Below are 26987 nucleotides of genomic sequence, written 5' to 3'. Positions count from 1 at the left end.
TTAAGCCCCCACGGCTTCTTTGGCAGCGTAGAGCACTTCTACGGTGATCTCGCTAATCCCCTGTTCGCGGGCAAATTTTTCGGTGTTGCGCTTCACCTTGCCGCGCACAAAGCCGGGAATCTTGTTTAATTCCGCTAGCCCATCCGCGGTCCATGTCAAATCCGAGTCGGCGGAAAGCCCCTTGTGAATCACTTCCTTGGTGTCATGGCCACCAAAAATCTCTAGCAGGTGATCTTCCATGCCCAAGGTAAAGGAATTGTAGATTAAATCCACCAGTTGATTCGTGCCCTCATAGCCCAAGAAGGGGCGATAGCCCACGGGAAAGTCTTGGATGTGGATGGGAGCGGCAATGACGCCACAGGGAATGTTGAGGCGTTTGCCCACATGGCGTTCCATTTGGGTGCCAAAGATGGCCGCGGGTTCAACGCGGGCGATCGCGTCCCCCACCACCGTGTGGTCATCGGTAATGAGTACTTCGTCACAAAAGCCCGCCACCTCTGCGCGGAACCAATCGGCATCGTATTTGCAGTACGTCCCCGCCCAAACAACGTGGATGCCCATTTCCCGACTGAGAATTTTGGTCATTGCCGCTGCATGGGTATTGTCCCCAAAGACCACTGCTTTTTTACCGGTGAGGTTTTGGCAGTCAATGGAGCGGGAAAACCAAGCGGCTTGGGACACCTCCCGTGTTTGCTGTTCAATAAAGGCTTCGTAGTCCACATTGGCCCCCTGAGCATTGAGCACCGCTTGAATGGCACGGATACAGCGGGCGGTTTCCACCACACCCATCGGCGTAATGCTGACGCTTGGCTGGCCAAATTCGGCTTCTAGGTACTGGGCGGTGAGACCGCCAATTTCTCGATAGGGAACTAGGTTAAACCAAGCTTGGGGCAGTCGGGCAAGGTCGTGGACGCTGGCACCGGCAGGAATGACAAGGTTCACCTGAATGCCAAGGTCGGCCATGAGTTGTTTCAGCTCGCGGCAGTCGTGCTGATTGTGGAAGCCGAGGGTGGTGATGCCAATAATGTTGACGCTAGGGGTGGGGGTTTTGTTGGTCACTAAGGTGCCTTGGCGGCGGGCTTTGTCAATATAAAACTGCACGATTTGCTCAAGGGTGCGATCGGCGGCTTGCAATTCATTGACGCGATAGTGATTGACATCCGCCAAGAGGACATCGGCAGTGGTGCTGAGGCTGGCGCGTTGGACAAAGTTTTGTAAGTCTTCCTGAAGAATGCTAGAGGTGCAGGTGGGGGTGAGCACAATTAAATCAGGGTGCTCTTCAGTGTCTTTGCGGGTGATATTGTCCACCACTTTTTCTTGGGAGCCGCGTGCCAAGACATGGCGATCGACAATACTGGCGGTGACAGGCGTAAAGTCGCGCTCTCGCTCGAGCATCGATCGCATGACGTTGAAGTAGTCATCTCCAAGGGGCGCGTGCATAATGCCATGAACATTTTTGAAGGAACTGGCAATGCGCAGAGTACCAATGTGGGCCGGCCCTGCATACATCCAGTAGGCAAGTTTCATCGCGTCAACTCCTTGGGCAAAGGCATTTTGATGTCCGATCGCGATCGTAGCGAGGCTCTTTCCCTCGCCCGACAAAACGTTGGAAAACTTCAAGGAAGCGGGAATGCAGCTTAACATCTCAACATCTTTCCCCTCTCCCCTAAAATTGATAGATGTTGCAATTGCGATTCAGTTTGCCCCCTTTTAAGGACACCCACGCATGGTTGCTTGCGAATTTAGCCCTGGTCTTGAAGGGATTCCCATTGCCCAGTCGGCCATTAGCTATGTGGATGGCCAAGCCGGTATTCTGGAGTATCGCGGTGTCCCAATTCAGGAACTGGCGGAAAAAAGCACATTTTTGGAAACCGCCTTTTTGTTGATTTGGGGCTACTGGCCCACTAAGGAAGAACTGGCCGCTTTTGAGCACGATATTACCTACCACCGTCGGGTCAAATATCGCATTCGCGACATGATGAAATGTTTCCCAGAAAGTGGCCACCCCATGGATGCCCTACAGGCCTCGGCGGGCGCCTTGGGATTGTTCTATTCGCGGCGGGCCCTCGACGATCCGGAGTACATTCGGGCAGCAGTCATCCGCCTCTTGGCCAAAATTCCAACAATGGTGGCGGCGTTTCAACTGATTCGCAAGGGGAATGATCCGGTCATGCCCTGTGATGAGCTGGACTATGCGGCCAACTTTCTCTACATGCTCAATGAGCGGCGTCCCGATCCCTTTGCGGCACGGGTATTTGATATTTGCTTGATTCTCCATGCCGAGCACACGATGAATGCCTCTACCTTCTCGGCGCGGGTGACGGCCTCGACATTGACAGATCCTTACGCTGTGGTTGCTTCAGCGGTGGGTACACTGGCAGGGCCGCTCCACGGGGGCGCCAATGAAGAGGTGATCAATATGCTCGAGGAAATCGGCAGTGTCGAGAATGTGCGTCCCTATGTGGAAAAGTGCGTTCAGAATAAGATCAAAATTGCCGGCTTTGGCCACCGCGTGTATAAGGTCAAGGATCCCCGTGCCACGATTTTGCAGAAGCTGGCGGAGCAGTTGTTTGATAAGTTTGGTGGCGATCGCTACTACGACATTGCCCTGAAACTGGAAGAAGTGGTGGGTGAATACCTCAGTTACAAGGGGATTTATCCCAATGTGGACTTTTACTCGGGGCTTGTCTATCGGCGGTTGGGCATTCCCAGTGATCTGTTTACGCCTGTGTTTGCGATCGCCCGCGTGGCCGGTTGGCTAGCCCACTGGAAAGAACAACTGGAGGCCAATCGCATCTATCGCCCCACCCAAGTCTATACGGGTGCCCACAATCAGCCCTATGTGCCCATGGAGGAGCGCAATCATCGCCCCTAGCTCTTGATCCTCAATTCCCCCCCCTGAAGACAGTCCTTTTCTGAAAATGCATATAGACCTAGGGCAATCAAATACTCTCCTGTACTTGCTTTCACAGCCTTGAGCGTGTTCCATCCTTGGGAAAAGGGCTGTAAGCTGCTTTATAGTGGCGGTACCCTTGTGGAGTTTCTGATGGCAAAGGCAAAATCAAGCAAACGGCAAGCATCGAAAACCTCAAAAACATCAAAAACGGCGAAATCCACCCCACCAACCTCGACGCAGCAGGCAGCAACCATTGCGCCTGAACCCACCCCTGTGGATCCCGCCAGTCTCACCTACGAGGCGGTGATTGGCCTAGAGATTCACTGCCAACTGAGTACCCAAACCAAAATTTTCTCGTCTAGCTCGACCCAGTTTGGGGCACCCCCGAATACCAACATTGACCCAGTGTGTTTGGGTTTGCCGGGGACACTCCCTGTCTTGAATGAAAAGGTGCTCGAGTATGCCGTGAAGGCGGGCTTAGCCCTCAATTGTCAGATTGCCCCCTACAGCAAATTCGATCGCAAGCAGTATTTTTATCCCGACTTGCCGAAAAACTATCAAATCTCGCAGTACGACCTGCCCATTGCCCAGCATGGCTACCTTGAGATTGAACTGGTGGATGACAACGGCACCGCCCACCGTAAAAAAATTGGCATTACTCGCCTGCACATGGAGGAAGATGCCGGCAAACTGGTTCACGCGGGGAGCGATCGCCTGTCTGGCTCCACCTACTCCCTAGTGGACTTGAATCGGGCAGGGGTGCCCCTTGTGGAAATTGTCTCTGAGCCAGATCTGCGCACGGGTCAAGAAGCTGCCGAGTATGCCCAAGAACTGCGGCGTATTCTCCGTTACTTGGGGGTTTGCGATGGCAATATGCAGGAGGGGTCGCTGCGCTGCGACGTGAATATCTCCGTGCGCCCCGTGGGCAGCAACACCTTTGGCACCAAGGTCGAGATTAAGAACATGAACTCCTTTAGTGCCATCCAACGCGCCATTGACTATGAAATTGAGCGGCAAGTCGCTGCTGTGAAAGCGGGCGAAGCCATCGTTCAAGAAACCCGCCTCTGGGATGAGGCCACGCAGCAAACACGCACCATGCGGGTCAAGGAAGGCTCCAGTGACTACCGCTACTTTCCTGAACCCGATCTCGGCCCCATTGAAGTCAGTGCGGAGCAACTGGCCACTTGGCGTGCGGATTTGCCTGAACTGCCAGCGCAAAAGCGGCACCGCTACGAGACCGAGTGGGGCCTGCCCCCCCAAGATGCCCGTGTCCTCACCGATGAGCGAGCCGTTGCCGAATACTTTGAAGCCACCGTTGCCGCCGGGGCACCCCCGAAATTAGCGGCCAACTGGATCATGGGCGATATTACCGCCTATCTCAAGGAACAAAAACTGGCGATCGAGGCACTACCTCTGAAACCTGCTGAATTGGCGGAATTGATCCAACTCATTGAGGCGGGCACTATCAGTAGCAAAATGGCCAAGGATCTGCTGCCGGAATTACTGGCTCAAGGTGGCTCCCCGAAAGCCCTTGTCGAGAAAAAAGGCCTCAGCCAAATTTCCGATGTGGCTACCCTAGAGGCAATGATTGATGAAGTGCTAGCAGCGCACCCCAATGAACTGGAACAATACCGCGCGGGCAAAACGAAACTTCAGGGCTTCTTTGTTGGCCAAATCATGAAGAAAACAGCAGGGCGAGCCGACCCGAAGCTGACCAATCAACTCTTGGCCAAAAAGCTAAACGCCAGCAGTTAGAGCAGCGTGCAGCGTCGGTAACAGGTGGGCAATCAGTTGTTCAGGATAGACCCCTAGAGCAGTGGCCTCTCGTTCTGCCTGAAGGCCGGCTTGGGCATGCCACCAAACCCCACCATAGGTGGCGCTGAGGGCTTCCTGCTGCGCCAAAAGGCCACCAATGAGGCCAGTGAGAACATCCCCACTACCCCCTCGGGCAAGGGCAGGGGTACTGTGGGGGTTGATCCAAAGCTCACCCTTCGGAGAGGCAATGGCTGTGCGTGCGCCCTTGAGAAGAACAATGGCATTACTGCGGCTCGCGGCGGCGGTCACTTGATCAAGGCGATCGCCGGTGACAAGGTCTGGAAAGAGCCGCCGAAATTCGCCATAGTGGGGGGTCAAAATGGTCGGACTTGGCAGCGGCCATGGCGAGAGCGTCGCTAGGATATTCAGAGCATCGGCATCCAAGACAAGGGGTTGCCCGGCACCGAGAACGGTTTCCACAACGGGCACCGCCTCAGGGGTTAGCCCCGGCCCACAGGCAATGGCTGAGAACTTGCTCAAGTCTAGTGGTTCCGGCAAGCCAGCGATCGCCCCCCTCGCTGTTTCTGGACAGCCAACAACAATGGCATCGGGGACTCGTGAGAGCACAAGGGACTTCAGGGACTGGGGCACCGCCACCACCAGCATTCCCACACCCGTACAGCGTGCAGCAAGGGCACTGAGGAGAATACTGCCGCCAAACTGGGCAGAGCCGCCAATGAGTAACAGTTGTCCCTGCTGATACTTGTGGGTAATGGGCGATCGCGACAGGGGCAATTCTTGCCAACAGGAAGCATCTAAGCAATATCGCCGAGGCGCAGTCGCCAACACCGCTTCAATCAGCGTCGAGGGAATATCAAAGGGAATTAACACCCCCTGCCCCACCCAAGGCTGTGCTTCCTCTACCAGTAGCCCCCGCTTCCAGAGTCCTAAACAGAGGGTGCGATCGGCCTGAATTGCCGTACCCAAAACTGCCCCGGTATTACTGTGTAGCCCCGAGGGGACATCAATACTCACCCGTGGTTGCCGCCATGTGTTGATTTGGTCAATGGCAGCGGCAAGGTCACCCGTCAGTTCCCGCTCTAGGCCAAAGCCAAAAAGACCATCCACGATCAGGTCAACCTCTTGCAAGCTGTCCACTGTCTCGACAAAGGGCAGACCGAGAAAGCGGGCATAGCGGGCATGATCTGCCGTCAGGGGTTTCAAACGTTCAAAGGGCTGCCAGACCTTCACCCCATAGCCGCGGTGCCATAGTTCCCGCGCCACCACCAGAGCATCGCCGCCATTGTGCCCCGGACCGGCCAAAACCCCAACACGGGAATACGGTGGAAACTGACGCTGGAGAAAGTCGCTGAGGCGTTGTCCCACCTTTTCCATCAGGGCAGGCACTGGAAAGCCGGCATTGAACATCGCCCCTTCGATTGCCTGCATTTCAGCCGTGGTGACAATGGCTGGAAAGGTTGTTTTCATGACTGTCCCAGCCAACACTGACCCAAGGGAACCGCTTGGCGCGCACCTGTGACTTGGGGCAAATTCCCCGGCAAGCCCAACTCATGCCAGTAGGCGAGAATAGCGAAGGCGATCGCCTCTTTGGCATCCACCGGTACGCCCGCCGTCGCAGTGGTTTCCACGGGAATGTCTCCTAAATGCACCTGAAGGCGCTCCCTGAGAAAACGATTGTGGGCACCGCCGCCACAGAGGAAGAGCCGCTGCGGTTTTTGGGGCAAAAATTGGCGATAGCTCTCAACCATACTGCGAGCCGTAAATTCCGTCAGTGTGGCCAGCAGATCCGCAGGCGCCAGACCAGCAGCCTCAGTGCGGCATCGCTGCCAAAAGGGCAGACCAAAGTATTCTCGCCCTGTGGACTTTGGCGGCAGCTGCTGAAAGAAGGGGTCTTGCAGCCAGTGCTCTACTAGGGGATCGATAATTTTGCCCTGCCGCGCCCATGCCCCATCGGCATCGTAGGTGAATTCACCCCCCGATAACTCCGTTACGGCCAGATCAAGCAGCACATTGCCGGGACCTGTATCCCAACCCATAACCCCTTTGCCCTCAGGATCCTCTCGTTGAGGCGGCAAGTAGGTAACATTGCCGATGCCACCGATGTTTTGCACACAGCGGACTTCCGTGGGATGACTGAGAAGACACCAATCGATCCGAGGCACAAGGGGCGCTCCTTGGCCGCCTAGGGCAATATCTTGAGCACGAAAGTTAGCAATGGTGGTAATCCCCGTGCGCCAAGCAATCCAATCTCCCCGTCCCAGTTGTAGGCTGTAGCCGAGGCGATCGCCCGTGGGGGGGCGATGAAAGACCGTTTGACCGTGGGAGCCAATGAGATCTGCGCGGGGATATCCCTGTTGAACCGTTTGTGCTGCCAAAGCAAAGGCCTCGGCGATCGCCTCATCCAACTCCGCCAACGCTGCAAGGGTCAAAGGTTTTGCGCCACAAATGTCGAGAATCTGCTGCCGTAGGGCTGTGGGATAGGGCACCGTACAAAAATTCAGCACCTGTACCTCAAGGTCGCGATCGCCCCCCTGTAGCTCCACTAAAACCGCATCAATGCCATCCACCGAGGTACCGCTCATGAGGCCAATAACGCGCATCTTCACCGCCTACAGCAGTTGATACTTGGTTTCCGCCAAGCGGTAGAGGGGGCGCCAAACCAAGCGGTTGGTCAAAACCACCAATAGTGACATGACTGCCGTGGCGGCCATCAGTAGGGGAAAATCCCCCCGAACGCTAGCCTCAGAAATCGTGGCCCCCAAGCCAAGGGTTTGCTCCGTTTGATTCTGAAATTCCACATATTCACTGACGATGCTGGAGTTCCAAGCGCCGCCCACCGCCGTAATGATGCCCGTAATCAAATAGGGAAAAATGCCGGGCAGGATCAGGGTGCGCCACCGCTGCCACCAAGAGAGTTGATAGACTACCGCTGCTTCAAATAATTCCGTGGGAATCGCTTGGGCACCGGCAATGACATTAAAGAGGATGTACCACATCGTGCCCAGCATCATCAGCGCCACAGAGCCAATCTCCAAACCCCCACCCACATTGGCCAGCGCCAACAGCAGCACTGGAAACAGCGCCGTAGCCGGTACCGATGCCGCAATTTGGACAATGGGTTGCAACACTTGAGCAGCACGGGGATTGCGACCGATCGCCACCCCCACTGGAACTGTCCACAGTAGGGAGAGAACCAGTGCCACCGCTACCCGCACCGTGGTCAGAACCGCCCCTAGACCAATTTGCTGCCAATCTTGCCAACTGACACCAAACATTTGCCGCAAAAAGGCGATCGCTCCCCAACCCACGAAGGCGGCAAAAATCAGCAAAATGATGGGGGTTATCGGCCAGTTGCCTTGGTCATTCTGGGGGGCAACGGATTGACGTGGGGGTTTGGGGCGCAACTGCTCATCCAGTCGTTCCCAGACGGGGGCAAAGATATTTTGGTGGAAGGCTCGCAACGTGGGCGATCGCCGCAGGAAATCAAGAACGAAGGATTTAGGCACATTCTCCGCCTCGACCATTTCCATCTTGAATTTTTCGCCCCAAGCAATGAGAGGGCGCCACACCAGAATATCAATTACAATAATGATGCCAATTAATACCGCCAGACCGTAGGCCAATGCTGCATAGTCCTGTTGGTTGGCTGCTTCCGCCAGATAGGAACCTAACCCCGGCAACGTAAAGGTTTTCTCGCCAATGGTAAAGGACTCGATCGCCATCAGGAAAAACCAGCCCCCCGCCACTGACATCACACTATTCCAGATCAGGCCAATGGCACCCGCCGGCAAATCCAGCGTCCACACCTGCTGCCACCACCCCAGCCGATAAATTTTTGCCACCTCCCGCAGCTCTCGAGGCACGCTAATCAAAGACTGATAAAAGCTAAACGTCATATTCCAAGCCATTCCCGTGTAGATGAGGATAATGGCCGCCAATTCCACGCCAATACGGCTCCCCGGAAAGAGGGCAATCAGTGCCAGCACCACCCCCGGCAAAAACGACAGCACGGGAATCGATTGCAGAATATCCAGCAGCGGCAGCAGGATTTTTTCAGCAGTGCGATTGTAGTAGGCAATATAGGAATAGAGGATGCTAAACACCAAGGAGATGACGTAGGCAATGAGCATCCGCAGCAGCGTTTGAGCGGTGTAACTGGGCAAGACCGCTGGACTCAGCTCAATGGTGATCGTGGGGTCATACTGTCCTGTAAACTGCGCCGCCGTGTTGACAATCCAAAAGATCAGGGCAATCAAGGCCAAAATAATCAGGCCATCTTGCCAAGTCCAAGCACGATTCAGCGTTTGATTATCGGGGGTAAGGGGGCGTGCCATCGCGGCCTCCAGCGGTAGTCTCCACGAGGCAAATTATAGCCACATCCCTGTAGCCACAAAAGTTAATGTCCAATGCAAGCCAGAACACCACCGGATTCCCTGACCTATGCCTAAGATTTAGGAGAGCATGAAGTTATCCCCCTCTCCTATGCTGTTTCGTCGCACCAAAATTGTGGCCACCATTGGCCCTGCCAGTCGATCGCGGGAAGTGATTCAGCAGATGCTAACCGCCGGCATGAATGTGGCACGGTTAAATTTCTCCCATGGTGACTATAAAGATCATGCCGAAACCATTACTCTGCTACGACAAGTGGCCAATGAAGCAGCAACCCCCTTAACCCTGCTGCAAGACTTGCAAGGGCCGAAGATTCGCGTTGGCCAGCTTCCTGAAGGGAGCATCGAATTAGTGGAAGGGGAGCAAGTCCACCTCGTGCCGCTCACTGAGGAAGAGACACAAGGCATTGGCATTGATTATCCCTATCTTGCCGAAGAGGCGCAGCCGGGGATGCAGGTGCTCTTGGATGATGGCCTCTTGGAATTGGTGGTCGAGGCCATTGCGGGAGATCGGGTCACCTGCCGGGTGGTGCAGGGGGGCACGCTCAAAAGTCGTAAGGGGGTAAACTTGCCAGATCTCAATCTGCGGCTGCCTTCCCTCACAGACAAAGACAAGCAGGATATTCAATTTGGCATTGAGCAGGGGGTTGATATTATCTCCCTGAGTTTTGTGCGCCGAGCTGAGGATCTCTGGGAGTTGCGGGAGTACTTGGCGGCCCACGGTGCCAGTGATATGCCCGTGCTGGCAAAAATTGAGAAACCCCAAGCAGTGGAAAATCTCTCAGCGATTTTGGGGGTGGCCGATGCAATCATGGTTGCGCGGGGCGATCTCGGTGTGGAGATGCGGGTAGAGAAGGTGCCGCTGCTGCAAAAGCAAATTATTCGCGAGTGCAACTACCGCAGTATTCCTGTGATTACGGCAACCCAAATGCTAGAGAGCATGATTCACAATCCCCGTCCGACGCGGGCAGAGGCCAGTGATGTCGCCAACGCCATTCTTGATGGTACAGATGCGGTGATGTTGTCGGGCGAATCTGCTGTGGGGGCTTTTCCCCGGCAGGCGGTGAAGATGTTGGCGCGGATTGCAGCGGATGTGGAGCCGCACCTTGAGTTTGACAATATGCCCGCCTACCGCAATGATGAGACCCATGCCCTAGGTGAAGCCTTAACCACCATTACTCAAATCCTCGATCTGCGGGCGATCGCCTGCTTTACGGAAACGGGCTATACCGCAACCATTGCCTCTGGGGAACGGGTGAAACCCATGATTGTCGCCTTTACCGATCGCCCCCGCGTTTATCACTGGATGAATTTGCTCTGGGGTGTGAAGCCGATTCTTTTGGAAACGCTGCCTATGACTTTTGAAGGGATGATTGCCGTGGCTGAGAACCAACTCAAGGAGCGCCAGATGGTCACTGAGGGCGATAAAATTTTGATTCTGGGCGGCATTCCTGCCCAAACTCCCCAAGGAACGAATTTTATTAAAATTCATACGATTAGCGCCTAAAGGGGAACAGAATCCGAGTGGGAGGCGGTCTGGAGAGAAACAAGGTTCATGAGTTTTTTGCTGAGCTGTGGTGAATACCGCTGTGAAACATCCGTTAACGCCTTTTTATACCCTCAGTCTTGCCGCGCTTCTTGTTGGGGGATCTGTGGTGGTTGCTGAGCGACCCGCCGTGAGCCAAGAAGCCCAACGTACCCTGACGGTTACAGGTCGAGGGACAGAAGCCATTTCAGCAACCCTTGCCCAAGTCAGCCTAGGGGTCGAGGTGCAAGGTCGCACGGCTCAAGAGGTACAGCAAGAGGTGGCGCGGCGAGCCAATGCCGTTTTGGCGGTTCTGCGGGCACGGGAAGTCAGTCAACTGCAAACCACGGGGCTGAGCCTCAGTCCCAATTATCAGTACACCAACAATCAGCGGATACTGGTGGGCTATATCGGGCGCAATACGGTGAGTTTTCGCATTGCTAGCGATCGCGTGGGGCCCCTTCTTGATGCCGCTGTCCAAGCTGGCGCAACCACGATTGACAATATTAGCTTCACCGCACCAGAGGCGACGATTGCCGCTGCCCAACGCACTGCCCTGCAGCGAGCGACCCAAGATGCCCAAAGTCAAGCTCAAGCGGTACTCAGTGCCCTCAATCTCCAACCGCGCCAAGTGGTGAGCATTCAAATTAATCAGGCGGCACCCCCGCCAAGACCCCTTGCCGTTCGCGCAGCAAACATGGCCGATAGCACCCCTGTGGTGTCCGGGGAATTACAGGTAGAGGCGAGTGTAACGCTGCAAATGAGCTACTAGGTCTCGGTAATGTCTGTTGATTTCCGTTGGTGGTTGGCGAGCGGTGCGGCCTTGGTTGTCATTTTCCCAGTGCTAGCTCAGGTGCCGGCAACAATTGAAAAACCGCAAAAAGTGCTCCCTTTACCGGGTGCCCTTGATCGGGTGCCTGTGTTGAATAGCAATAGCCCAGAGGTGGTGCAGCGATCAGGGATTCTCCTGTCCACATTTCCGCCAGAGGGCAAAGCAACTCCTAGTGCCCACTTGAACTTTGCTTTTCGCGATCGCTTTGATATTTTTGCCCACCATATTGCGAAGCCCCTCGACCCGCAGGATCTCACGACCCTCTACCTAGGGATTCTCGCCTACAACCCCAGTTCTGAACCGGTAACGGTGAATTTGATCCATGCCGCCAGTTACTTGAGTCAGCCGGATGCGCCCTTTCGTCCTCTGCCCAATCAGCAGGCCAATGATCTCGGCCAAGTTTTTGCTGGTCCGGGCGATCGCGTCATGCTGGATATTTTGCGACAACGGCGGCAATCGGGATGGCCCGCACAAATCATGATTCCCCCGCGCAGTTATGCCCTGATCGCCAATTTACCGATTCCGGTCAAGGGACTCGACCCCCCCCTCAATGGCCGTTCGCTGCTGATTCGTGCCCGCAGTAGTGGCAACCTCTACCTCGCCAGTTTAGCCCGCTTTGGCAATGAACCGCCGACCCTAGAGCAATGGCAGCAGACACTGACGGCAGGGGAATTGGTCACCCCCCGCGATCGCGCCCCCACCCCCCCCGATCAAGGGGGCAGCATTATCTATGGCCGAGTGGCGGGTGTCGCCCTTGGCTCCCGCTGGCACAATCCCCAACAACAACCAATTCCGATTCCCGCCGCGGGGACCGCCTTCTCCTATCCCATTAGTTCGTTAGTGGCAGGGCGCTTGGGCACAGGACAAGTGCAAACGGCTCCCCTCGTGGTGCGCTATCCCGATACGGCCTATGCTGCCCATGGCAACTATGGCATTGAATATGATCTGGTGCTACCGCTACAAAACACCAGCGATCGCCCCCAGACCCTGCGCCTTGCCCTCCAAACCCCCATCAAATTCGACGCCCCCGCCAGGGGCTTACGGTTCTTTGCTGAACCACCCAACCGCATCTTTTTCCGAGGCAGTGTCCGATTGCGCTTCCGCGATGATCAAGGCACCCCCCAAAGTCGGATCATTCACCTTGTCCAACGCCAAGGCCAGCAGGGGGACGATCTGGTGCGGCTCACGCTACAACCCCAAGAAATCCGCTGGGTACAGTTCACCCTGCTCTATCCGCCGGATGCCACCCCCCCGCAAGTGTTGACAATTGAAACCTTGGCAGATCCTCTGTCGCGCCCCTAAGTAAAATAAGAAAATCCCCTCACCCTTGCTGATCGGGTTAGATCAGCCGCATTTTTTATGAAGGGCTACCATGCTAAATCCAGACCTTTCTACGATTGAACTCACGAAAGACGACTATGAACGCTATTCCCGCCATCTGATTTTGCCAGAGGTGGGTGTTGAGGGTCAAAAACGCCTCAAAGCTGCCAGCGTGCTTTGCATTGGCACGGGTGGATTGGGATCGCCTTTGCTGCTCTATCTCGCCGCTGCCGGTATTGGCCGCCTTGGCATTGTAGATTTTGATGTGGTGGATAGCTCCAATTTGCAACGGCAGGTGATCCACGGCACCTCTTGGGTGGGCAAGCCGAAAATTCAATCGGCGAAGCACCGCATCCTTGAGATCAATCCCTACTGCCAAGTGGATCTCTACGAAACTCGCTTGAGCGCCGCCAATGCCCTTGAGATTATGGCGGACTACGACATTGTGGTGGATGGCACCGATAACTTCCCCACCCGCTACTTGGTGAACGATGCTTGTGTGCTCCTGAATAAGCCCAATGTCTATGGCTCCATCTTTCGCTTTGAGGGCCAAGCCACGGTCTTTAACTATGAAGGCGGCCCCAACTATCGTGATCTCTATCCGGAACCGCCGCCACCGGGCCTAGTGCCCTCCTGTGCGGAAGGGGGCGTTCTTGGGATTCTGCCGGGTATTATTGGCGTCATCCAAGCCACGGAGACGATTAAAATTATTCTTGGCAAAGGCACAACCCTCAGTGGCCGCCTCTTGCTCTTCAACGCCCTAGAGATGAAATTCCGTGAACTCAAGCTGCGCCCAAACCCCGAACGGCCAGTCATTGACAAGCTCATTGACTACGAAGAATTTTGTGGTATTCGCCAAGCCAAAGCACAGGAGGCCGCCCAAATGGCAGAAATTCCCGAAATGACCGTCCAGGAACTCAAAGCCCTCATGGACAGCGGTGCCCAAGATTACGTTCTTGTGGATGTGCGCAACCCCAACGAGTACGAAATTGCTCGGATTCCCGGCGCTGTACTCGTTCCCCTCTCGGAGATTGAAAATGGCCCCGGTGTGGAGAAAATCCGCAATCTGGTGAATGGCCATCGCCTCTTGGTGCACTGCAAGATGGGGGGTCGCTCTGCCAAAGCCTTGGGCATACTGAAACAGGCTGGCATTGAGGGGATCAATATCAAAGGGGGCATCAACGCTTGGAGTCAGGAAGTCGATCCCAGCGTACCCACCTACTAACCCCAACTTGAGGGCGGGGCTGCGTAAGGGGATGTTGCGATACATGAACTTTCTTAAAGAGATGAACGCTCTCTCTCGCGCGATCGCCCGCCCTTGCCTAGAATAACCACTTAGGTTCGTGCCTGTGCGCGGACATGACGGAATGCTAGGGAAATAAAAATCATGGCAGAAGAACTGGTTAAGCCATACAATGGTGATCCCTTTATCGGTCACCTATCTACACCCATTTCTGACTCTGGCCTAGTCAAGACCTTTATTGGCAATCTCCCCGCCTATCGTCAAGGCCTCTCGCCCATTCTGCGGGGGCTAGAAGTAGGGATGGCTCACGGCTACTTTGTCATTGGTCCTTGGGTCAAGCTCGGTCCCTTGCGGGATTCCGATGTGGCCAACTTGGGCGGTTTAATTTCTGGTATCGCCCTGATTTTGATTGCCACAGCTTGCCTAGCCGCCTATGGCCTTGTGAGTTTTCAAAAGGGTGGCAGCAGCAGCGATCCCCTGAAAACCGGTGAGGGTTGGAGTCAGTTTACGGCTGGCTTCTTTGTGGGGGCTATGGGTGGTGCCTTTGTTGCCTTCTTCCTCCTCGAAAACTTTGCTGTTGTGGATGGCATCATGACCGGCCTCTTTAACTAGGGTCTTGGTCACACTTTACTTTTGATCACCCAGAAGGAGAACCGCTGATTATGATGGGATCTTACGCTGCATCCTTTTTGCCTTGGATTTTTATTCCCGTGGTGTGCTGGCTGATGCCCACGGTGGTGATGGGGTTGCTGTTCCTCTACATCGAAGGAGACGCCTAAACCGAGGGGTAGCTTATCCAGCTAAATACACAGAGTGAATTGCGAACTGGTTGGGGAATGTCCTAGCCAGTTTTTTATTGTTAACCAGTTTTTGCTTGACGAGGGATCCTCAAGCCGCCGCGCCACTCAGCCGTTTTTTCAGGGAATTCACCCGCCGTTGGGCGATCGCATTGTTGGGGTCGTATTTCAGGGTGTGCTGATAGGCCTCAAGGGCTGGCTGGGCTAGATTCTTTTTCTCATAGGCATGGCCTAGGTTGTTGGCAGCCGTGATGTACTCAGGCTGATTTTTCAGAGCCTCCTTGTACTGGCGAATTGCGAGATCATACTGCTCCTGCATGAAATAGGCATAGCCAAGGGCATTGTAGATGGGAGCCACATAGGTTTCACCTTCACTTTCAGCCGCCTTCAGGGCTTTTTGAAACAGGGGAATCGCTTGACTGGCCAGTTTTTTGGTGAGGTAGATGCTGCCGAGTTCAAAGTATTCTTGAGTGGTCCCTAGTTCCTGCTTGAGTTTTCGTTGCAGGCGTGCCAAAGTAGATTCAATGCGGCGGGTTTTGAGGATTTGTTTGACCACAAACCAAGCTGAGACGCCGAGTAGAATAATCAACACACTTAAATAAACCGCAGGTAAGGCATTCTCCATGGTAAGTCGTATCCCCAGTAACAACCGATCATTCTAAAATTGAGGCTCTACGCATTTATTCCTTAGGTCTATGATAAACAGAGGCGACCCCTTTAACCCTAGAAATCTCGCAATTTCATCCACTGACCATGAATCCACTTGCGGTTGCCGGCGATCGCTCTATTCCAGATAATGAAAAATTTTGTTTCCCTACAGGCAGTGCGCAACTCTCTGAACCGTTTCGCCAATACATTTGGGTTGATTGAGCCGCCAAGATTATGGCTACTCGCGACGAATACGCCATTGACACCGTGGAAATCATTGGCCATACCGACGGCCAGCCCAATCAAGGCAGTGGCAGTAATCTCGATACATTGCTGGAGCAGGTGGTAGCCACCAATACATTGAACCGCTTGACCCCCGGCTCGAATGCTGATCTCGGTCTGATGCGGGCGCTGGCGATCGCCAACGAACTCCGCAAGGCCCAAGCAAAACAACCCAAACTGGCTGGCCTGAAATTTCGCGCCTACTCTGCGGGGCAGCTCTACTTGCTCAATGGTCAACTCGCACCAGCGAACCGCAATCCAGATGCTTCCCGGCGTCGTATCGAAGTGCGCTTTACCCGCACAGGAGAAACCCGAACAGCTCGTTAAAATCAACGTTACGGATTTTTACGTCGGGATTGGGCACGGGATATTTTGGAAAAGGGCTGTACTAAACGCCAATCCTTGCCTTGCTAGAGCAGGCGGCAGCCAGTAATACATTGAACCGCTTGACCCCCGGCTCGAATGCTGATCTCGGTCTGATGCGGGCGCTGGCGATCGCCAACGAACTGCGCAAGGCCCAAGCAAAACAACCCAAACTGGCTGGCCTGAAATTTCGCGCCTACTCTGCGGGGCAGCCCTACTGGCTCAATGGTCAACTCGCACCAGTAAACCGCAATCCAGATGTTTCCCGTCGTCGTAGCGAAGTGCGCTTTACCTGTATGGGTAGCACAGAAACCGCCCGCTCAACCAATTGCCAACCTAGGGATCACTGGTCACGGCAGCTTCTTCCTCTTTGGGGGGCGTCGCAGCCACACTTGGACTCGGGGCAGGGTTGGGGGGTGGTGGCTGAGTTTCTCCTAGGGAAGTGGCATGGAGTGCCAAGAATTGCTGCTCAAGCTCCTCACTCGAAGCCAGTAGGCGGCTGAGGATTTTAATGAGGCGTCGCAAATCAGACTGGAACGATTCATCGCCCGTGAGTTTGAGCAAGTCATTCGTGAGTTTTTGGGCATTGATAAATGTTGCCCGTGCTGCATCTAGGGTTTGGGCGATCGACAGCATAATGATAGGACTGCTCAGTGTCCCAGAGACTTTATTGAGATTGGCTGCTGCCTCAGCACCATTTTTAATGAGGGCATCCAAATTGGCCAATAATTCCCCCTGCTCCAGCTGCTTGGTCAGGGGACGAAGGGCATGAAGCGTGGTTCTCAGATCGCGGGCCGCGCCATCAATGTTGCGCAAGGCGGAGTTAATCGTGTTGCGGTTGACCTCAACCATTTCACTGATCTGGTTGGCCGCACGGGTCACCGCTTGCGAGGCTGTGCTAAAGTTCCGTAGTTCAGCACGGGCTTCATTACTGAGGGCGTTGAAACTATCGAGGGCAGTGGTCACCTTCGTCAGGGATTGATCGGCACGATTGACGGTGCGGGTTGCGCCCAGAATGAGGGTATTGGCGTTATTGATAATCCCTGATTCTTCCAGCGCTAGAGTAAAGCGGGTAGCTGCCCGTATGAGGTCTTCGAGGCTGGCTGTTCGGACGCCCGTCACGCGATCGCCATTGCAGTAAATCAAGTCTGGTTGGCACTTGGGGGCAAAGGCAGTGACGCCCTCGGGAATCTCCGGTACTCGCTCCTTGGGGGTAAAGTCCAAGAAAGCCTGACCAATAAAGCCCGACTGGCGAATCTCCGGTACAGCACTACGGGGAATCAACACATTATTGACGCGCACACTCACTTGGACACCATTGGCGTCAAACCCAATGGCCGTGACGCGACCCACTTGGACACCGCGATAGCGCACCTGTGTCCCCACCGCTAAGCCGGGTGCTGTATCCAATTCCACCTCAAGGGTGTAGCTATTGGTACCGGCAAGGTTGCCCCGCAACCAGAGTAGGCCGACCCCTAATGTGGCTAAGCCCGCAAGGATCACCAGACCCACCAAACTTTCCTGCACACGCCGTGACTGCATCATAGGGATAGATCACCGCAAAAAATTTTTGGAATCTATAGCAACTATAGTTTACTCTGGACGCCTTGAATTGCCGCTTTTTGCCAGTGCTCTCCCCAAATTAGGGTGTGCATTTGCCAATTGGGATCGGGTTGGGGGTAGTCTTGACGGTAGTGGCCTCCGCGGCTTTCCTCCCGAAAGAGGGCACTTTTGAGAATTAAGTAGGCAATGTCCAAGAGATTGCGTAGCTCGCCCCATTCCCAAAGAGTTGTCTGGGCGGCTGTATTGCTGAGGGTATAGCAGTGATTGGGGTTGAGTTCACGAAGGGCGATCGCAATCGGATGAGCCAGCAGTTCTTGGCGCCATTCTTTCACTTGGGAAAGAGCGGCCATCAGTGTGGGAGCATCGCGACAAATGCCAGCACTTTGCCACAGGAGTTCCCGCAGATCTTGGCGCCACTGCCGAAAACTCACTGGCTCAATTTCAAGGGCTTGCTGGCTAACAGGGGACACCGCCAAGGGAAGGGGCTGAGGGTGCAGATGTGCCAGTTGAGCTGAAAAGACAAAGCATTCCAAAAGGGAGTTACTCGCAAGGCGATTGGCACCGTGGACACCAGTACTGGCAACTTCACCAACGGCATAGAGGCCGGGAAGGCTGGTCTTGGCCTGTAAATCGGTGACGACTCCTCCCATCCAGTAATGGGCTGCTGGAGACACGGGAATGGGTTGCTGTTCAACATCAATGCCCCACTGCCGACAGACAGCAATGATTTTCGGAAAACGGTAGTGCAGGCGATCGCGAGAAATCGGTCGTAAGTCCAGCCAGACATGGGGGGCATGGCTCTGCTGAAGGTGACGGTAAATGGCGCGACTGACAATATCCCGTGGTGCCAGCTCGCCAGCAGGATGGTAGTCCGCCACAAAGCGATGCCCTGTGTGGTCTATGAGATGTGCCCCTTCACCGCGCACTGCTTCACTGATCAGAAATCGCGGTGCTCCCTCAACGGCAAGAGCGGTGGGATGAAATTGGAAAAACTCGACATCCCGAATGTGTGCTCCTGCCCGCCATGCCATTGCCACACCATCGCCAGTGCTTAAGGGGGGATTCGTGGTTTGGGCAAAAACTTGACCGCCGCCCCCTGTGGCGAGAACAACTGCCCCCGAGCGCAGCCACTGAAGTTGTCCCTGACGCAACAGACACACCCCACAGCATCGCCCCGACTCTAGCCACAGATCAAAGACAAAGCTATTGGGCAGAAGCGCGATATGGGGTGCAGCAGTGACCTGTTCGAGCAGTGTTGTAATCAGGGCTTGACCTGTGGTGTCAGCGGCATGAAGTACCCGAGGACGAGAATGAGCCGCTTCGAGGGTCAGAGCCGGGCGATCGCCCACGCGATCAAAAGCTACCCCCATCGCCAAGAGCCGCTCCACCTGTGCCGGTGCCTGCTCAACCAAAAACTGGACACTCACTGGATCACAGAGGCCAGCCCCCGCAGCAAGGGTATCTTGGGCATGGAGTAGGGGAGAATCCGCCGGGTCAATGGCCGCAGCCATACCACCTTGTGCCCAGCCACTGGCAGATTGTCGAAGGTCAGTTTTGGTAATCAGGCCAATGCGATAACTAGGGGGAAGGGCAAGGGCAGCACTGAGACCCGCAGCACCACTGCCAATGATTAAGACATCAAATCCAGAAGTTGCGGGAGTCAACGCTAACCCAAAGTTGATCTAATGAGGGTAGTTATTTGTATAGCCCATTATTATAGCGATCGCCACCCTCAACGAGAGCCGTTTCCACCTCGGTCACGGTAAAGTGATCCAAGTTTTCCCGCAGAATTTCCTTTTGCCGCTCCGTCAAGCCGGGAATATTCAGGACATCTTCAACGGATTGGTAGGGGGCATTTTTAACGATTAACTTAGCTAGGGTTGGGTATAACCCCCGGTATTGAATAAAGGCGGCAATATTGGTATTGTTAAGGTCAATTTTTTCACCATAGGCAGTGCCAAGTTTCTCATCTATCACATTGACCAGTTCTTCCTCGGTGGATGCAGTTGCCGCCAAGGTTGGGGCACTCCAGTTGATCCAGCCCAACAGGCTAACGCCCACGAAGTAAGCCAGTGCTAGCCAGCGGCCCAAACGTTGCATAATTCCTTTACCTCCCAAATCTCACAGGTCATTACAAAAAACAGCGGTTCATTAAGAGTCAAAGCAAAGAACTGACCACATCGCACAGCGAGCGCAGGCGGCGGTAGCCGATCGCCAGCAGGGTGACAGAGGAAACTGAGGCATCACGCCCACAATAGACTGATGTCTAGACTGCCCCCTACAGGTGATTCAATAATATCAGAGGGAGGCCGTCCCTTAATCCCTTTTTTCAGGTGTTTAGTGCAGGGTGTCCCTCCCTTTGATGGCTTGGGCAAGGAACCGATGGAGGTCATCAAAGCTGCCCACGTAGGCGGGTACAGGAGCATCATAGCCCTTGAGGTTCAGCACTTGGGGTCGAAAGGGGACAACGGTTGGACAAGACTGCACAAGGTAGTGGTAGGTGGTTGCCCCCATAGCCAGATCAGCGGCAATGGTTTTGGTGGCACTCTCAAGGCGAAAGGCAGCGTTAACGGTATCTCCCAGAGCAGTATAGTCGGGGCGATCGCCACTCCCCGTATTACCCACCATGGCATAGCCCGTATTCAAACCAGAACCAATGCGCAGTGGCCACGGCAAGGGATAGTGCTGGTGCAGTTCTCCCGTCATCAGCCGTAAATCCTCTAAGGCAGAGAGGGTGTGGCAAATTTCTTGATAGCCAATCTCCTCGCTTTCGTGGATCCAAACCGCCATGACCGCATCGCCAATGTACTTATCAACCCAACTGCCGTACTGACGAATAATCTCGCCCGCCCGATGAAACCACGTGCCAATTAGCTCCGACAGTAGCTCCTCTTCGAGTTGCCGCGTTAGCTTGGTAAAGTCACGAATATCCACCACCAGAACCGTCAACAGGCGGCGGACATGGAGCAGTGCTGTGGAGGAGCCTTCGGATTGAGGCAAAGACAGAGTGGCATTTTCGGCAAATAGGGAGGCAAAGGGTTCGTTAAAAAAGTCCAGTTCCGTTTGGCCAAAGGTAATGCGATCGCCATTGTGCAGGGCCACGGGAATACTGACGCGGCGACCATTGACGAACGTGCCATTGCGACTGCCGAGATCAATGAGATAAAACTCCCCCTGTCCCATGCGCTGAATCATGGCATGGTTCCGTGACATCCAGCGATCGCTGAGCACAATGGAATTGTCTTCACTGCGGCCAATGGTCCAGCAGTTCCCCCCTGTCAAGGGAAAATAACAAACCGTGTCCTCACTCACCAGTGCCAGATGGGGTTCTGAGGGGGGTGGGGTCTCAAGGTGAACGACCTCAGGGGCGCCGGGAATCTGCGAGAGGGTATGGCGGAGTTGATTAATAATTTGCTGCTGACGCAAAATAATCGCCACTAACTGTTGGGCAGGTAAGGTCTCGAGGATCTTTTGGTCGGGCAAGTTAAAGGTCAGGTCAGCATCCATGGGGGGTAAAATAGGAGAAACACTTTTCATGGTTGCGAAATCACCGTGGGTCAGCTCTCCCCCCAGCGCCACCGATGTGTAGATGTTTCAAAGTCAAATCCAGCAATAGATCCAGTCTAGCAAAGGAGCTTTGTCTGGCTCAATAGATGCAGTTTGTGCGGTAGCACCAATCAACCATAGAACGATCGCCAGAGGAAGCATTAGTCAGCATTTGCCCTCGTAAAAATTATTAACCTTTCCCCTAGGGTTGGGTTGAAGCCCATCCGCTAAAATGATGGCAGCTTTGGGAGGGATTGCTCTCTCCGTGAATGCACTTTGACCTGTCTGCATTTGAGGACAACACTCCATGCGTCGATTGTTAGCCCTACTCCTTGTCTTGACCCTGTGGCTAGGTTTTACCCCTCTAGCCGCCGCTGATGTGGCAGGACTCGTCCCCTGCAAAGATTCTCCTGCCTTTCAAAAACGTGCTGCCGCTGCTGTGAATACCACCGCTGATCCCGCCTCCGGTCAAAAACGGTTTGAGCGCTATAGTCAAGCCCTATGCGGCCAAGATGGTTTGCCCCACCTCGTTGTGGATGGTCGCCTCAGCCGTGCCGGTGATTTTCTCATTCCCAGTGTGCTCTTCCTGTACATTGCCGGCTGGATTGGCTGGGTGGGTCGCGCCTACTTGATTGCTGTGCGCAACAGCGGTGAGGCCAATGAAAAAGAAATCATTATTGATGTGCCCCTTGCCATCAAATGCATGCTCACGGGGTTTGCTTGGCCATTGGCTGCCCTCAAGGAGCTGGCATCGGGTGAACTCACCGCCAAAGACAACGAAATCACCGTTTCCCCTCGCTAGCTTCACTGTTTGTTGACTGTCATAAGGACGACGTACCATGAAACACTTTTTGACCTATCTTTCCACCGCGCCCGTGCTGGCCGCCATTTGGATGACGATTACCGCTGGGATTTTGATTGAGTTTAATCGTTTCTATCCCGACTTGCTCTTCCATCCCCTCTAAGTGAACCCTTAACTTTGGAACAAACTCGGTACAAGGGTGGAACAGCGTTCTGCCCTTTTTTTGTCGCAATTGCTGCCGAGAGGCTATAGAATAGTTATTTGTCCTAAAATAGCAGCCGTAGCCACCAGCGCTGACGCTTGCTGTTAACCCATCCAGTTCAATGAAAGAGGATCCCCATGGCAAAGCGGGTGCAAGTTGTCTTGAATGAAACCGTCAATAAACTCGGGCGAATGGGTCAAGTTGTCGAAGTCGCCCCCGGCTATGCCCGTAATTACCTATTTCCAAGAGGGATTGCCGAGCCAGCAACCCCCAGTGCCCTGCGGCGCGTAGAGCGGCTCCAAGAAAAAGAACGGCAGCGGCTCGCCGAACTTAAAGGCGTTGCTGAAAAACAAAAAGCCACCCTCGAAAAACTGGCCACCATTACCATCTCAATGCCCGTGGGCGAAAAAGATATGCTCTTTGGCAGCGTTACACCCAAAGATGTGGCCGATGCAATTCAAGCGATTACGGGTGAAACCATCGATCGTCGCGAAATAACTCTGCCGGAGATTCGCAAATTGGGCACCTACACGTCTGAAATCAAGCTTCACCCCGAAGTGAGTGTCAAACTCAATATCCAAGTCGTTGCCGATTAGGGCTAGCCTCCTTGATGGTTCAGGAGCCAAGTTTTCAGCCCGATAGCCAACTGATTCCCCCCCAGAACCTCGAAGCGGAAGAGTGGATCTTGGGGGGTATTCTCTTAGACCCGGAAGCCATCAACCGCGTGGTGGATATTTTGCCGGTTGAGGCCTTTTACCTCAGTGCCCACCGCGAGATCTATCGGGCAGCGGTTTCGCTCCACAGTCGCGGCAGCCCCACGGATCTGCTGTGCGTTACCGCTTGGCTACAGGATCAGGGGCTATTGGAACGAGTTGGGGGGCACACCAAGCTGGCGGAACTGGTCGAGCGCACAGTGAGCGCGATCAATATCGATCGCTACGCCCTCTTGGTCAAGGAAAAATACCTGCGCCGTAAGCTTATTGAAGCCGGTACCCATGTGGTGAAGCTGGGTTACGATAGCAGCCTCCCATTGAATGTGATCTTGGATCAGGCCGAGCAGCAGATCTTTAGTGTGACGCAGGATCGGATTCAGCAGGGATTGACCCGCACCGATGAAATTCTTACCCGCACGTTTACGGAATTGGAGCAGCGGGCGATCGGTCATATTCAGCCGGGTCTATCCTGCAATTTCTATGATCTGGACAACATGACCCAAGGCTTCCAGCGATCGGACTTGATTATCATTGCCGGTCGTCCTTCAATGGGCAAGACGGCGATCGCCCTACAGATTGCCCGTCGCATTGCCGAAATTCATAATCTGGGGGTGGCGATCTACAGCCTTGAGATGTCCAAGGAGCAACTGGTGCAACGTCTCCTTGCCAGCGAAGCCCGCATTGACAGCAACTATTTACGGGCGGGGCGCATTAGCCAACACCAGTGGGAACCCCTAAGTCGGGCGATCGGTATTCTCTCGCAACTGCCCATCTACATTGACGACACTCCCAATCCCACCCTTGGGGAGATTCGCTCCACTGCCCGTCGTCTCCATGCCGAGCATCCCAATGGCCTCGGCCTCATTTTGATTGACTATCTGCAACTAATGGGTGGCGAAGAAACTACCGAAGGTCGGGTGCAGGAACTCTCCAAAATTACCCGCTCCCTCAAGGGACTGGCGCGGGAACTCAATGTCCCTGTCATTGCCCTCTCCCAACTCAGCCGCAGTGTTGAATCACGGCAAAATAAACGCCCCCTGATGTCTGATTTGCGCGAATCCGGCTCTATTGAACAGGATGCCGACTTAGTGATTCTGCTGTACCGCGATGAATATTACAACCCTGACACCCCCGATCGCGGCATTTGTGAACTCCTGATTGCCAAGCACCGCAATGGCCCAGTGGGCACCGTCAAGCTCCTCTTTGACCCCCAATACACTCGCTTTGAAAACCTTGCCCGCGATTAGTCGAGTGGGGAGAGCGTTCTGTTTCCTCACCTTGGAGGTTCGGTGTCAACGATAATTGCTCGTATCTATACTGGGGTCATGTCCTGATGAGGAAACCCATCAATGCGTACGACTTTTGCTCAACCAGCAACAAAATGTGTCTCGGCCACCTTCAAGGAAGAGGCCAAAGTCAAAGAGGCGATCGAACGACTCTTGAATCGCGGTGTGCTCAAGGAAAATATCTCAATCATTGGCCGCAATTTTCAGTCTGAAGCCCGCATTAGTGGATTTATTACTAAGAAAGATATTATTTTGGATGGCGTCACCACGGGTGCCCTCTATGGCTCGGTGTTTGGTTCACTGCTGAGTTTGCTGACCGGAGTCGGCGTTCTGTTTATTCCTTTTATTGGCGTTGTGGCTGCTGCTGGCCCTCTGGCGGCTGCCCTTTTGGGGGCGACCAGTGGTGCGCTCTATGGTGCTTTGGGCGCCGGCCTAGGATCCGCACTGATTTCCTTGGGGATGCCGCAGGACAAAGCTGCCATTTATCAAACGCGGGTACAGGCAGGTGAATTTTTGCTGGTCGTTGAAGTCCCTGAGGACAAAGCCGGCGAGATTTTTCTCCTATTGCAATCCGCTGGCGGTCAAGAGGCAGCCATTACGGAGATGCAAATTCCGCGTCAGCCTGAGGGGCAGTTGTCTGGGCCAGAGGATATTTCCCCAGAGGTACGCGCAGATCTCTCGGAGGCCGCTCAGTCTAAATTTGTCGAAGCCTACAACGAGGCGCTGAAGGAGTCCAACGATGAAAAAAATGCCCTCATTAAGGCGTGGGAGCACATCAAACGCCTCTTCCAACGGGATGATAAAGGCATCTACGGCAGTTAGGCGTTAGCCCCTGCTCCCCCTTCATTGCGCTTGAGGGGGGACTAACAACTATTGAGTTTGCATGACTTTAATTCTCCTGTGGCCGCGATCCGCCAAACAGCCAATGGAGGTTGACCCCCACCCCCGGCGACCCCTGACCGACAAGACCTGCATTGGGAATACTGCTGCCGACTGCCGTTGATCCATAGAGATCAATGCCTAGTCCCCACTGGGGCACGACGTAACGCAAGCCGGCACTATAGACCCCCGTTTGCCCAAAGACCGGCGTGGCTTCGGCAATGAATTGGAGGTTGCGGACTACCTCAACATTGAGGCCGACCCCCACACCACCGACGATTTTTTGGCTGGGACTAAAGATGCCCAACTTGGGATTCAACAGGAGTGCCACATTCTTGGTTGGCTCATACATAAAGGCCAGTTCCAAGCCGCCTAGGGAACGACTGCCACCTCCCCCCTGCTTAATGCCACGATTAAATGAGCCTTGAAAGGCCAAAGAAAAGGGATCCCCTTGAGCCTGATCGAGGAAACGCAACTTCGCTGCTAGCCCCAACTGCAAGTTACCGCTGTAGTTGATGTTTTCGATGAGGGTTTCGCCGCGTTCCCACTGTTCAATGGCAATGGCAAATTGGGCATCGTAGGCAAGACCAAAGCCCACTTGAAAACCGGTTCCTGTGGTGCCGCTATTGCCCCGCAGGTGCAGCATCCCCGGATCAAGGGTGCTGGGGGAGGTAAGGGTGAGGCCATTGAGTAAAAGCTGGCGATCGCGATCCGTGAGGGGTTGCCGAGGCCCACTGCGAAAACTGGGCAAAAAGGGTGGCGCAAAATCAGGCCCCATATTGGGGGTATAGCTTAATCCCGCCATGACACCCACTTGATCCGCACCGGGCAAAAAAGCCAAGGTACGACTTGCAGGTGTAATGCCAAAGGCGTTGGTGGCTGCCAAATCAATACTCACTGAAGGGTTCACTAGAAAGCGCACACCGGCACTCCACACGGGCAGGTTGACGATCGCGCCATCGCTACTGCGCACGGCATTGCCCCCCGGACCGACGGGCATATTGACATCGGCAAAAAGATTAAAGCGAGGATGGGGCTGCCAACTGATGCCTGTGCCAAAGTTGAAGTTCGTGCCGTAAAATTCCCCTCCCTTGTTCACTGTGTCGGGAAAATAGGTGAGGTTGGGCGTAAAGTGCCACTGCAACTGGGGATTAAAGGAATAGGTCATTGGCGCTTGCAATGAGGCGGCAACCGTCCAAGTACCTGCTTGGGCAGCACCCGGCACAAAGAGGAAATTGTCCGATCGCACCCGTACTGCCTCTAGGGAGCCAGCCACAGCCACCGATAGATTCTCGCCGCGATGCACTTGATATTTGAGACCAGCAGCGATCGCCCCAAACTGAAGGTCGGGCTGTAGCCCCTTCACCAAGCGTCCCAAGGGATCGTCGTAGTAATTGCCACTAAAGCTCACTTGCAAGCGATGATTGATCGCATAGTCAATGGAGCCATAGAAAATTTGCAGACCGCCGCCGCCCCCAGCCACTTGGGGATCATAGTTGCGAATTCCCCCCCGTAGTTCAAGGGTTTGCTCCGGCAGGATATTGGCAGTCTCCAAGTTAAAGAGACGGGTGGGCGGACGCATTAAGGGAGGAATGCGATACTGGGGTTCCTCGGCAATGACGGGTGTCGGTGCCTGCTCAGCTACAGGGGGCAAAATGGGTTGCGCCAGTTCTTCTGGCGTTGCTGGCTGCCACGGGCGATCGCCCCTAGGTTCGGGAACGGCTTGCCATTGGGGCAGTGCTTCCACCGTTGGTGCCACTTCAAAGGTGGGGTGAGTTATTGGCCGAGCCTCAATTTGCCATTGGGGCGGGCTAGATTGCGCCGTTGCCGCGAGGGGCAGCCATACACCTGCACTAAAGCCAAGGGCCAGCGTCCATTTGCCATTCATGCCACATCACTCACACCACCATCTCTCCCAGTTAAACC

At 54.5% G+C, this 26987-nt stretch carries 24 protein-coding genes; 14 read left to right on the top strand and 10 right to left on the bottom strand.

The features are described 5' to 3' along the window. Window positions 1-1527, bottom strand: coding sequence for a ferredoxin:protochlorophyllide reductase (ATP-dependent) subunit B (gene bchB, locus RHH27_RS02465; protein WP_302679145.1), 1527 nt, complete (start codon window positions 1525-1527; stop codon window positions 1-3). Window positions 1528-1726: 199 nt separating this feature from the next. On the opposite strand from bchB, the gene RHH27_RS02460 reads away from it, so the two are divergent. Beyond that, window positions 1727-2875 (top strand): citrate synthase, encoded by a 1149-nt coding sequence (locus RHH27_RS02460; protein ID WP_302678757.1) that lies wholly within the window; start codon window positions 1727-1729, stop codon window positions 2873-2875. A gap of 273 nt (window positions 2876-3148) precedes the next feature. Next, window positions 3149-4651, top strand: coding sequence for an Asp-tRNA(Asn)/Glu-tRNA(Gln) amidotransferase subunit GatB (gene gatB / locus RHH27_RS02455; protein ID WP_302679144.1), 1503 nt, complete (start codon window positions 3149-3151; stop codon window positions 4649-4651). On the opposite strand, the gene RHH27_RS02450 is transcribed toward gatB, so the two are convergent. The 3 genes from RHH27_RS02450 to RHH27_RS02440 are packed head-to-tail and all read right to left on the bottom strand — an operon-like array spanning window position 4634 to window position 9006. Beyond that, window positions 4634-6139, bottom strand: a complete 1506-nt coding sequence (locus RHH27_RS02450) for an NAD(P)H-hydrate dehydratase (RefSeq protein ID WP_302678756.1) — start codon at window positions 6137-6139, stop codon at window positions 4634-4636. The two genes, gatB and RHH27_RS02450, sit on opposite strands and share 18 nt — an antisense overlap. Further along, the gene (locus tag RHH27_RS02445) at window positions 6136-7272 is read right to left on the bottom strand and encodes an anhydro-N-acetylmuramic acid kinase (protein ID WP_302678755.1); all 1137 of its coding nucleotides are present in this window, start codon (window positions 7270-7272) and stop codon (window positions 6136-6138) included. Before RHH27_RS02445 ends, RHH27_RS02450 begins: the two co-directional genes overlap by 4 nt. 9 nt (window positions 7273-7281) lie before the next feature. Then, window positions 7282-9006: an ABC transporter permease subunit gene (locus RHH27_RS02440; RefSeq protein ID WP_302678754.1), complete on the bottom strand. Its 1725-nt coding sequence runs from the start codon at window positions 9004-9006 to the stop codon at window positions 7282-7284. Between the two features lie 127 nt (window positions 9007-9133). On the opposite strand from RHH27_RS02440, the gene pyk reads away from it, so the two are divergent. The 6 genes from pyk to RHH27_RS02410 all read left to right on the top strand — a co-directional run bounded on the left by pyk (window position 9134) and on the right by RHH27_RS02410 (window position 14759). Further along, the gene (gene pyk / locus RHH27_RS02435) at window positions 9134-10567 is read left to right on the top strand and encodes a pyruvate kinase (protein ID WP_302678753.1); all 1434 of its coding nucleotides are present in this window, start codon (window positions 9134-9136) and stop codon (window positions 10565-10567) included. Between the two features lie 82 nt (window positions 10568-10649). Continuing rightward, window positions 10650-11357, top strand: a complete 708-nt coding sequence (locus RHH27_RS02430) for an SIMPL domain-containing protein (RefSeq protein WP_302678752.1) — start codon at window positions 10650-10652, stop codon at window positions 11355-11357. A 9-nt stretch (window positions 11358-11366) separates the two neighbouring features. Further along, window positions 11367-12719 carry a DUF3370 domain-containing protein gene (locus RHH27_RS02425; RefSeq protein WP_302678751.1) on the top strand — a complete coding sequence of 451 codons (1353 nt, stop codon included), beginning with the start codon at window positions 11367-11369 and terminating at the stop codon, window positions 12717-12719. A 70-nt stretch (window positions 12720-12789) separates the two neighbouring features. After that, window positions 12790-13962 (top strand): molybdopterin-synthase adenylyltransferase MoeB, encoded by a 1173-nt coding sequence (gene moeB, locus RHH27_RS02420; RefSeq protein ID WP_206200917.1) that lies wholly within the window; start codon window positions 12790-12792, stop codon window positions 13960-13962. 162 nt (window positions 13963-14124) lie between these two features. Then, the gene (locus RHH27_RS02415; protein ID WP_302677239.1) at window positions 14125-14592 is read left to right on the top strand and encodes a photosystem I reaction center protein subunit XI; all 468 of its coding nucleotides are present in this window, start codon (window positions 14125-14127) and stop codon (window positions 14590-14592) included. Window positions 14593-14642: 50 nt separating this feature from the next. After that, window positions 14643-14759 (top strand): photosystem I reaction center subunit VIII, encoded by a 117-nt coding sequence (locus RHH27_RS02410; protein ID WP_149820283.1) that lies wholly within the window; start codon window positions 14643-14645, stop codon window positions 14757-14759. A gap of 109 nt (window positions 14760-14868) precedes the next feature. Here RHH27_RS02410 and RHH27_RS02405 read toward each other — a convergent pair whose 3' ends face one another. Then, a complete protein-coding gene (locus RHH27_RS02405) occupies window positions 14869-15402 on the bottom strand; it encodes a tetratricopeptide repeat protein (RefSeq protein ID WP_302678750.1) in 534 nt (177 codons plus the stop codon). A 257-nt stretch (window positions 15403-15659) separates the two neighbouring features. Here RHH27_RS02405 and RHH27_RS02400 point away from each other — a divergent pair, with 257 nt between their 5' ends. Beyond that, window positions 15660-16034, top strand: coding sequence for a hypothetical protein (locus RHH27_RS02400; RefSeq protein WP_302678749.1), 375 nt, complete (start codon window positions 15660-15662; stop codon window positions 16032-16034). A 372-nt stretch (window positions 16035-16406) separates the two neighbouring features. Here the strand turns inward: RHH27_RS02400 and RHH27_RS02395 are convergent, their stop codons facing one another. The 4 genes from RHH27_RS02395 to RHH27_RS02380 form a co-directional block, all read right to left on the bottom strand. Next, window positions 16407-17615, bottom strand: coding sequence for an MlaD family protein (locus RHH27_RS02395; protein WP_206200913.1), 1209 nt, complete (start codon window positions 17613-17615; stop codon window positions 16407-16409). Window positions 17616-17656: 41 nt separating this feature from the next. Then, on the bottom strand, window positions 17657-19297 hold the full coding sequence (gene nadB, locus RHH27_RS02390) for an L-aspartate oxidase (RefSeq protein WP_302678748.1): 1641 nt from the start codon (window positions 19295-19297) through the stop codon (window positions 17657-17659). 31 nt (window positions 19298-19328) lie between these two features. Then, window positions 19329-19733 carry a photosystem II complex extrinsic protein PsbU gene (psbU, locus tag RHH27_RS02385; RefSeq protein ID WP_302677231.1) on the bottom strand — a complete coding sequence of 135 codons (405 nt, stop codon included), beginning with the start codon at window positions 19731-19733 and terminating at the stop codon, window positions 19329-19331. Between the two features lie 237 nt (window positions 19734-19970). After that, window positions 19971-21170, bottom strand: coding sequence for an adenylate/guanylate cyclase domain-containing protein (locus tag RHH27_RS02380; RefSeq protein WP_206200910.1), 1200 nt, complete (start codon window positions 21168-21170; stop codon window positions 19971-19973). A gap of 316 nt (window positions 21171-21486) precedes the next feature. On the opposite strand from RHH27_RS02380, the gene RHH27_RS02375 reads away from it, so the two are divergent. From RHH27_RS02375 to RHH27_RS02355, 5 genes are all read left to right on the top strand, one after another. Next, window positions 21487-21981 carry a Photosystem I reaction center subunit III gene (locus RHH27_RS02375; protein ID WP_206200909.1) on the top strand — a complete coding sequence of 165 codons (495 nt, stop codon included), beginning with the start codon at window positions 21487-21489 and terminating at the stop codon, window positions 21979-21981. A gap of 37 nt (window positions 21982-22018) precedes the next feature. Then, window positions 22019-22144, top strand: coding sequence for a photosystem I reaction center subunit IX (gene psaJ / locus RHH27_RS02370; protein ID WP_011058244.1), 126 nt, complete (start codon window positions 22019-22021; stop codon window positions 22142-22144). Window positions 22145-22320: 176 nt separating this feature from the next. Then, window positions 22321-22779 (top strand): 50S ribosomal protein L9, encoded by a 459-nt coding sequence (rplI, locus tag RHH27_RS02365; RefSeq protein WP_302678747.1) that lies wholly within the window; start codon window positions 22321-22323, stop codon window positions 22777-22779. A 14-nt stretch (window positions 22780-22793) separates the two neighbouring features. Then, window positions 22794-24143 carry a replicative DNA helicase gene (dnaB, locus tag RHH27_RS02360; RefSeq protein ID WP_302678746.1) on the top strand — a complete coding sequence of 450 codons (1350 nt, stop codon included), beginning with the start codon at window positions 22794-22796 and terminating at the stop codon, window positions 24141-24143. A 102-nt stretch (window positions 24144-24245) separates the two neighbouring features. Then, a complete protein-coding gene (locus tag RHH27_RS02355; protein ID WP_302677228.1) occupies window positions 24246-25004 on the top strand; it encodes a ChaB family protein in 759 nt (252 codons plus the stop codon). A 67-nt stretch (window positions 25005-25071) separates the two neighbouring features. On the opposite strand, the gene RHH27_RS02350 is transcribed toward RHH27_RS02355, so the two are convergent. Next, a complete protein-coding gene (locus RHH27_RS02350; RefSeq protein ID WP_206200906.1) occupies window positions 25072-26949 on the bottom strand; it encodes a hypothetical protein in 1878 nt (625 codons plus the stop codon). Window positions 26950-26987 lie beyond the last annotated feature (38 nt).

It is taken from the genome of Thermosynechococcus sp. PP555, assembly GCF_031583225.1.
Classification (GTDB): domain Bacteria; phylum Cyanobacteriota; class Cyanobacteriia; order Thermosynechococcales; family Thermosynechococcaceae; genus Thermosynechococcus.
This window is presented reverse-complemented; position numbering and strand designations above follow the sequence as displayed.

Excerpts from the sequence above, each read along its gene's own strand:
- bchB (WP_302679145.1), bottom strand. The coding sequence starts at position 1,527 with ATGAAACTTGCCTACTGGATGTATGCAGGGCCGGCCCACATTGGTACT.
- RHH27_RS02460 (WP_302678757.1), top strand. The coding sequence starts at position 1,727 with ATGGTTGCTTGCGAATTTAGCCCTGGTCTTGAAGGGATTCCCATTGCC.
- RHH27_RS02450 (WP_302678756.1), bottom strand. The coding sequence starts at position 6,139 with ATGAAAACAACCTTTCCAGCCATTGTCACCACGGCTGAAATGCAGGCA.
- RHH27_RS02445 (WP_302678755.1), bottom strand. The coding sequence starts at position 7,272 with ATGCGCGTTATTGGCCTCATGAGCGGTACCTCGGTGGATGGCATTGAT.
- RHH27_RS02440 (WP_302678754.1), bottom strand. The coding sequence starts at position 9,006 with ATGGCACGCCCCCTTACCCCCGATAATCAAACGCTGAATCGTGCTTGG.
- pyk (WP_302678753.1), top strand. The coding sequence starts at position 9,134 with ATGAAGTTATCCCCCTCTCCTATGCTGTTTCGTCGCACCAAAATTGTG.
- RHH27_RS02425 (WP_302678751.1), top strand. The coding sequence starts at position 11,367 with ATGTCTGTTGATTTCCGTTGGTGGTTGGCGAGCGGTGCGGCCTTGGTT.
- moeB (WP_206200917.1), top strand. The coding sequence starts at position 12,790 with ATGCTAAATCCAGACCTTTCTACGATTGAACTCACGAAAGACGACTAT.
- RHH27_RS02415 (WP_302677239.1), top strand. The coding sequence starts at position 14,125 with ATGGCAGAAGAACTGGTTAAGCCATACAATGGTGATCCCTTTATCGGT.
- RHH27_RS02410 (WP_149820283.1), top strand. The coding sequence starts at position 14,643 with ATGATGGGATCTTACGCTGCATCCTTTTTGCCTTGGATTTTTATTCCC.
- RHH27_RS02405 (WP_302678750.1), bottom strand. The coding sequence starts at position 15,402 with ATGGAGAATGCCTTACCTGCGGTTTATTTAAGTGTGTTGATTATTCTA.
- RHH27_RS02400 (WP_302678749.1), top strand. The coding sequence starts at position 15,660 with ATGGCTACTCGCGACGAATACGCCATTGACACCGTGGAAATCATTGGC.
- RHH27_RS02395 (WP_206200913.1), bottom strand. The coding sequence starts at position 17,615 with ATGATGCAGTCACGGCGTGTGCAGGAAAGTTTGGTGGGTCTGGTGATC.
- psbU (WP_302677231.1), bottom strand. The coding sequence starts at position 19,733 with ATGCAACGTTTGGGCCGCTGGCTAGCACTGGCTTACTTCGTGGGCGTT.
- RHH27_RS02380 (WP_206200910.1), bottom strand. The coding sequence starts at position 21,170 with ATGAAAAGTGTTTCTCCTATTTTACCCCCCATGGATGCTGACCTGACC.
- RHH27_RS02375 (WP_206200909.1), top strand. The coding sequence starts at position 21,487 with ATGCGTCGATTGTTAGCCCTACTCCTTGTCTTGACCCTGTGGCTAGGT.
- psaJ (WP_011058244.1), top strand. The coding sequence starts at position 22,019 with ATGAAACACTTTTTGACCTATCTTTCCACCGCGCCCGTGCTGGCCGCC.
- rplI (WP_302678747.1), top strand. The coding sequence starts at position 22,321 with ATGGCAAAGCGGGTGCAAGTTGTCTTGAATGAAACCGTCAATAAACTC.
- dnaB (WP_302678746.1), top strand. The coding sequence starts at position 22,794 with ATGGTTCAGGAGCCAAGTTTTCAGCCCGATAGCCAACTGATTCCCCCC.
- RHH27_RS02355 (WP_302677228.1), top strand. The coding sequence starts at position 24,246 with ATGCGTACGACTTTTGCTCAACCAGCAACAAAATGTGTCTCGGCCACC.
- RHH27_RS02350 (WP_206200906.1), bottom strand. The coding sequence starts at position 26,949 with ATGAATGGCAAATGGACGCTGGCCCTTGGCTTTAGTGCAGGTGTATGG.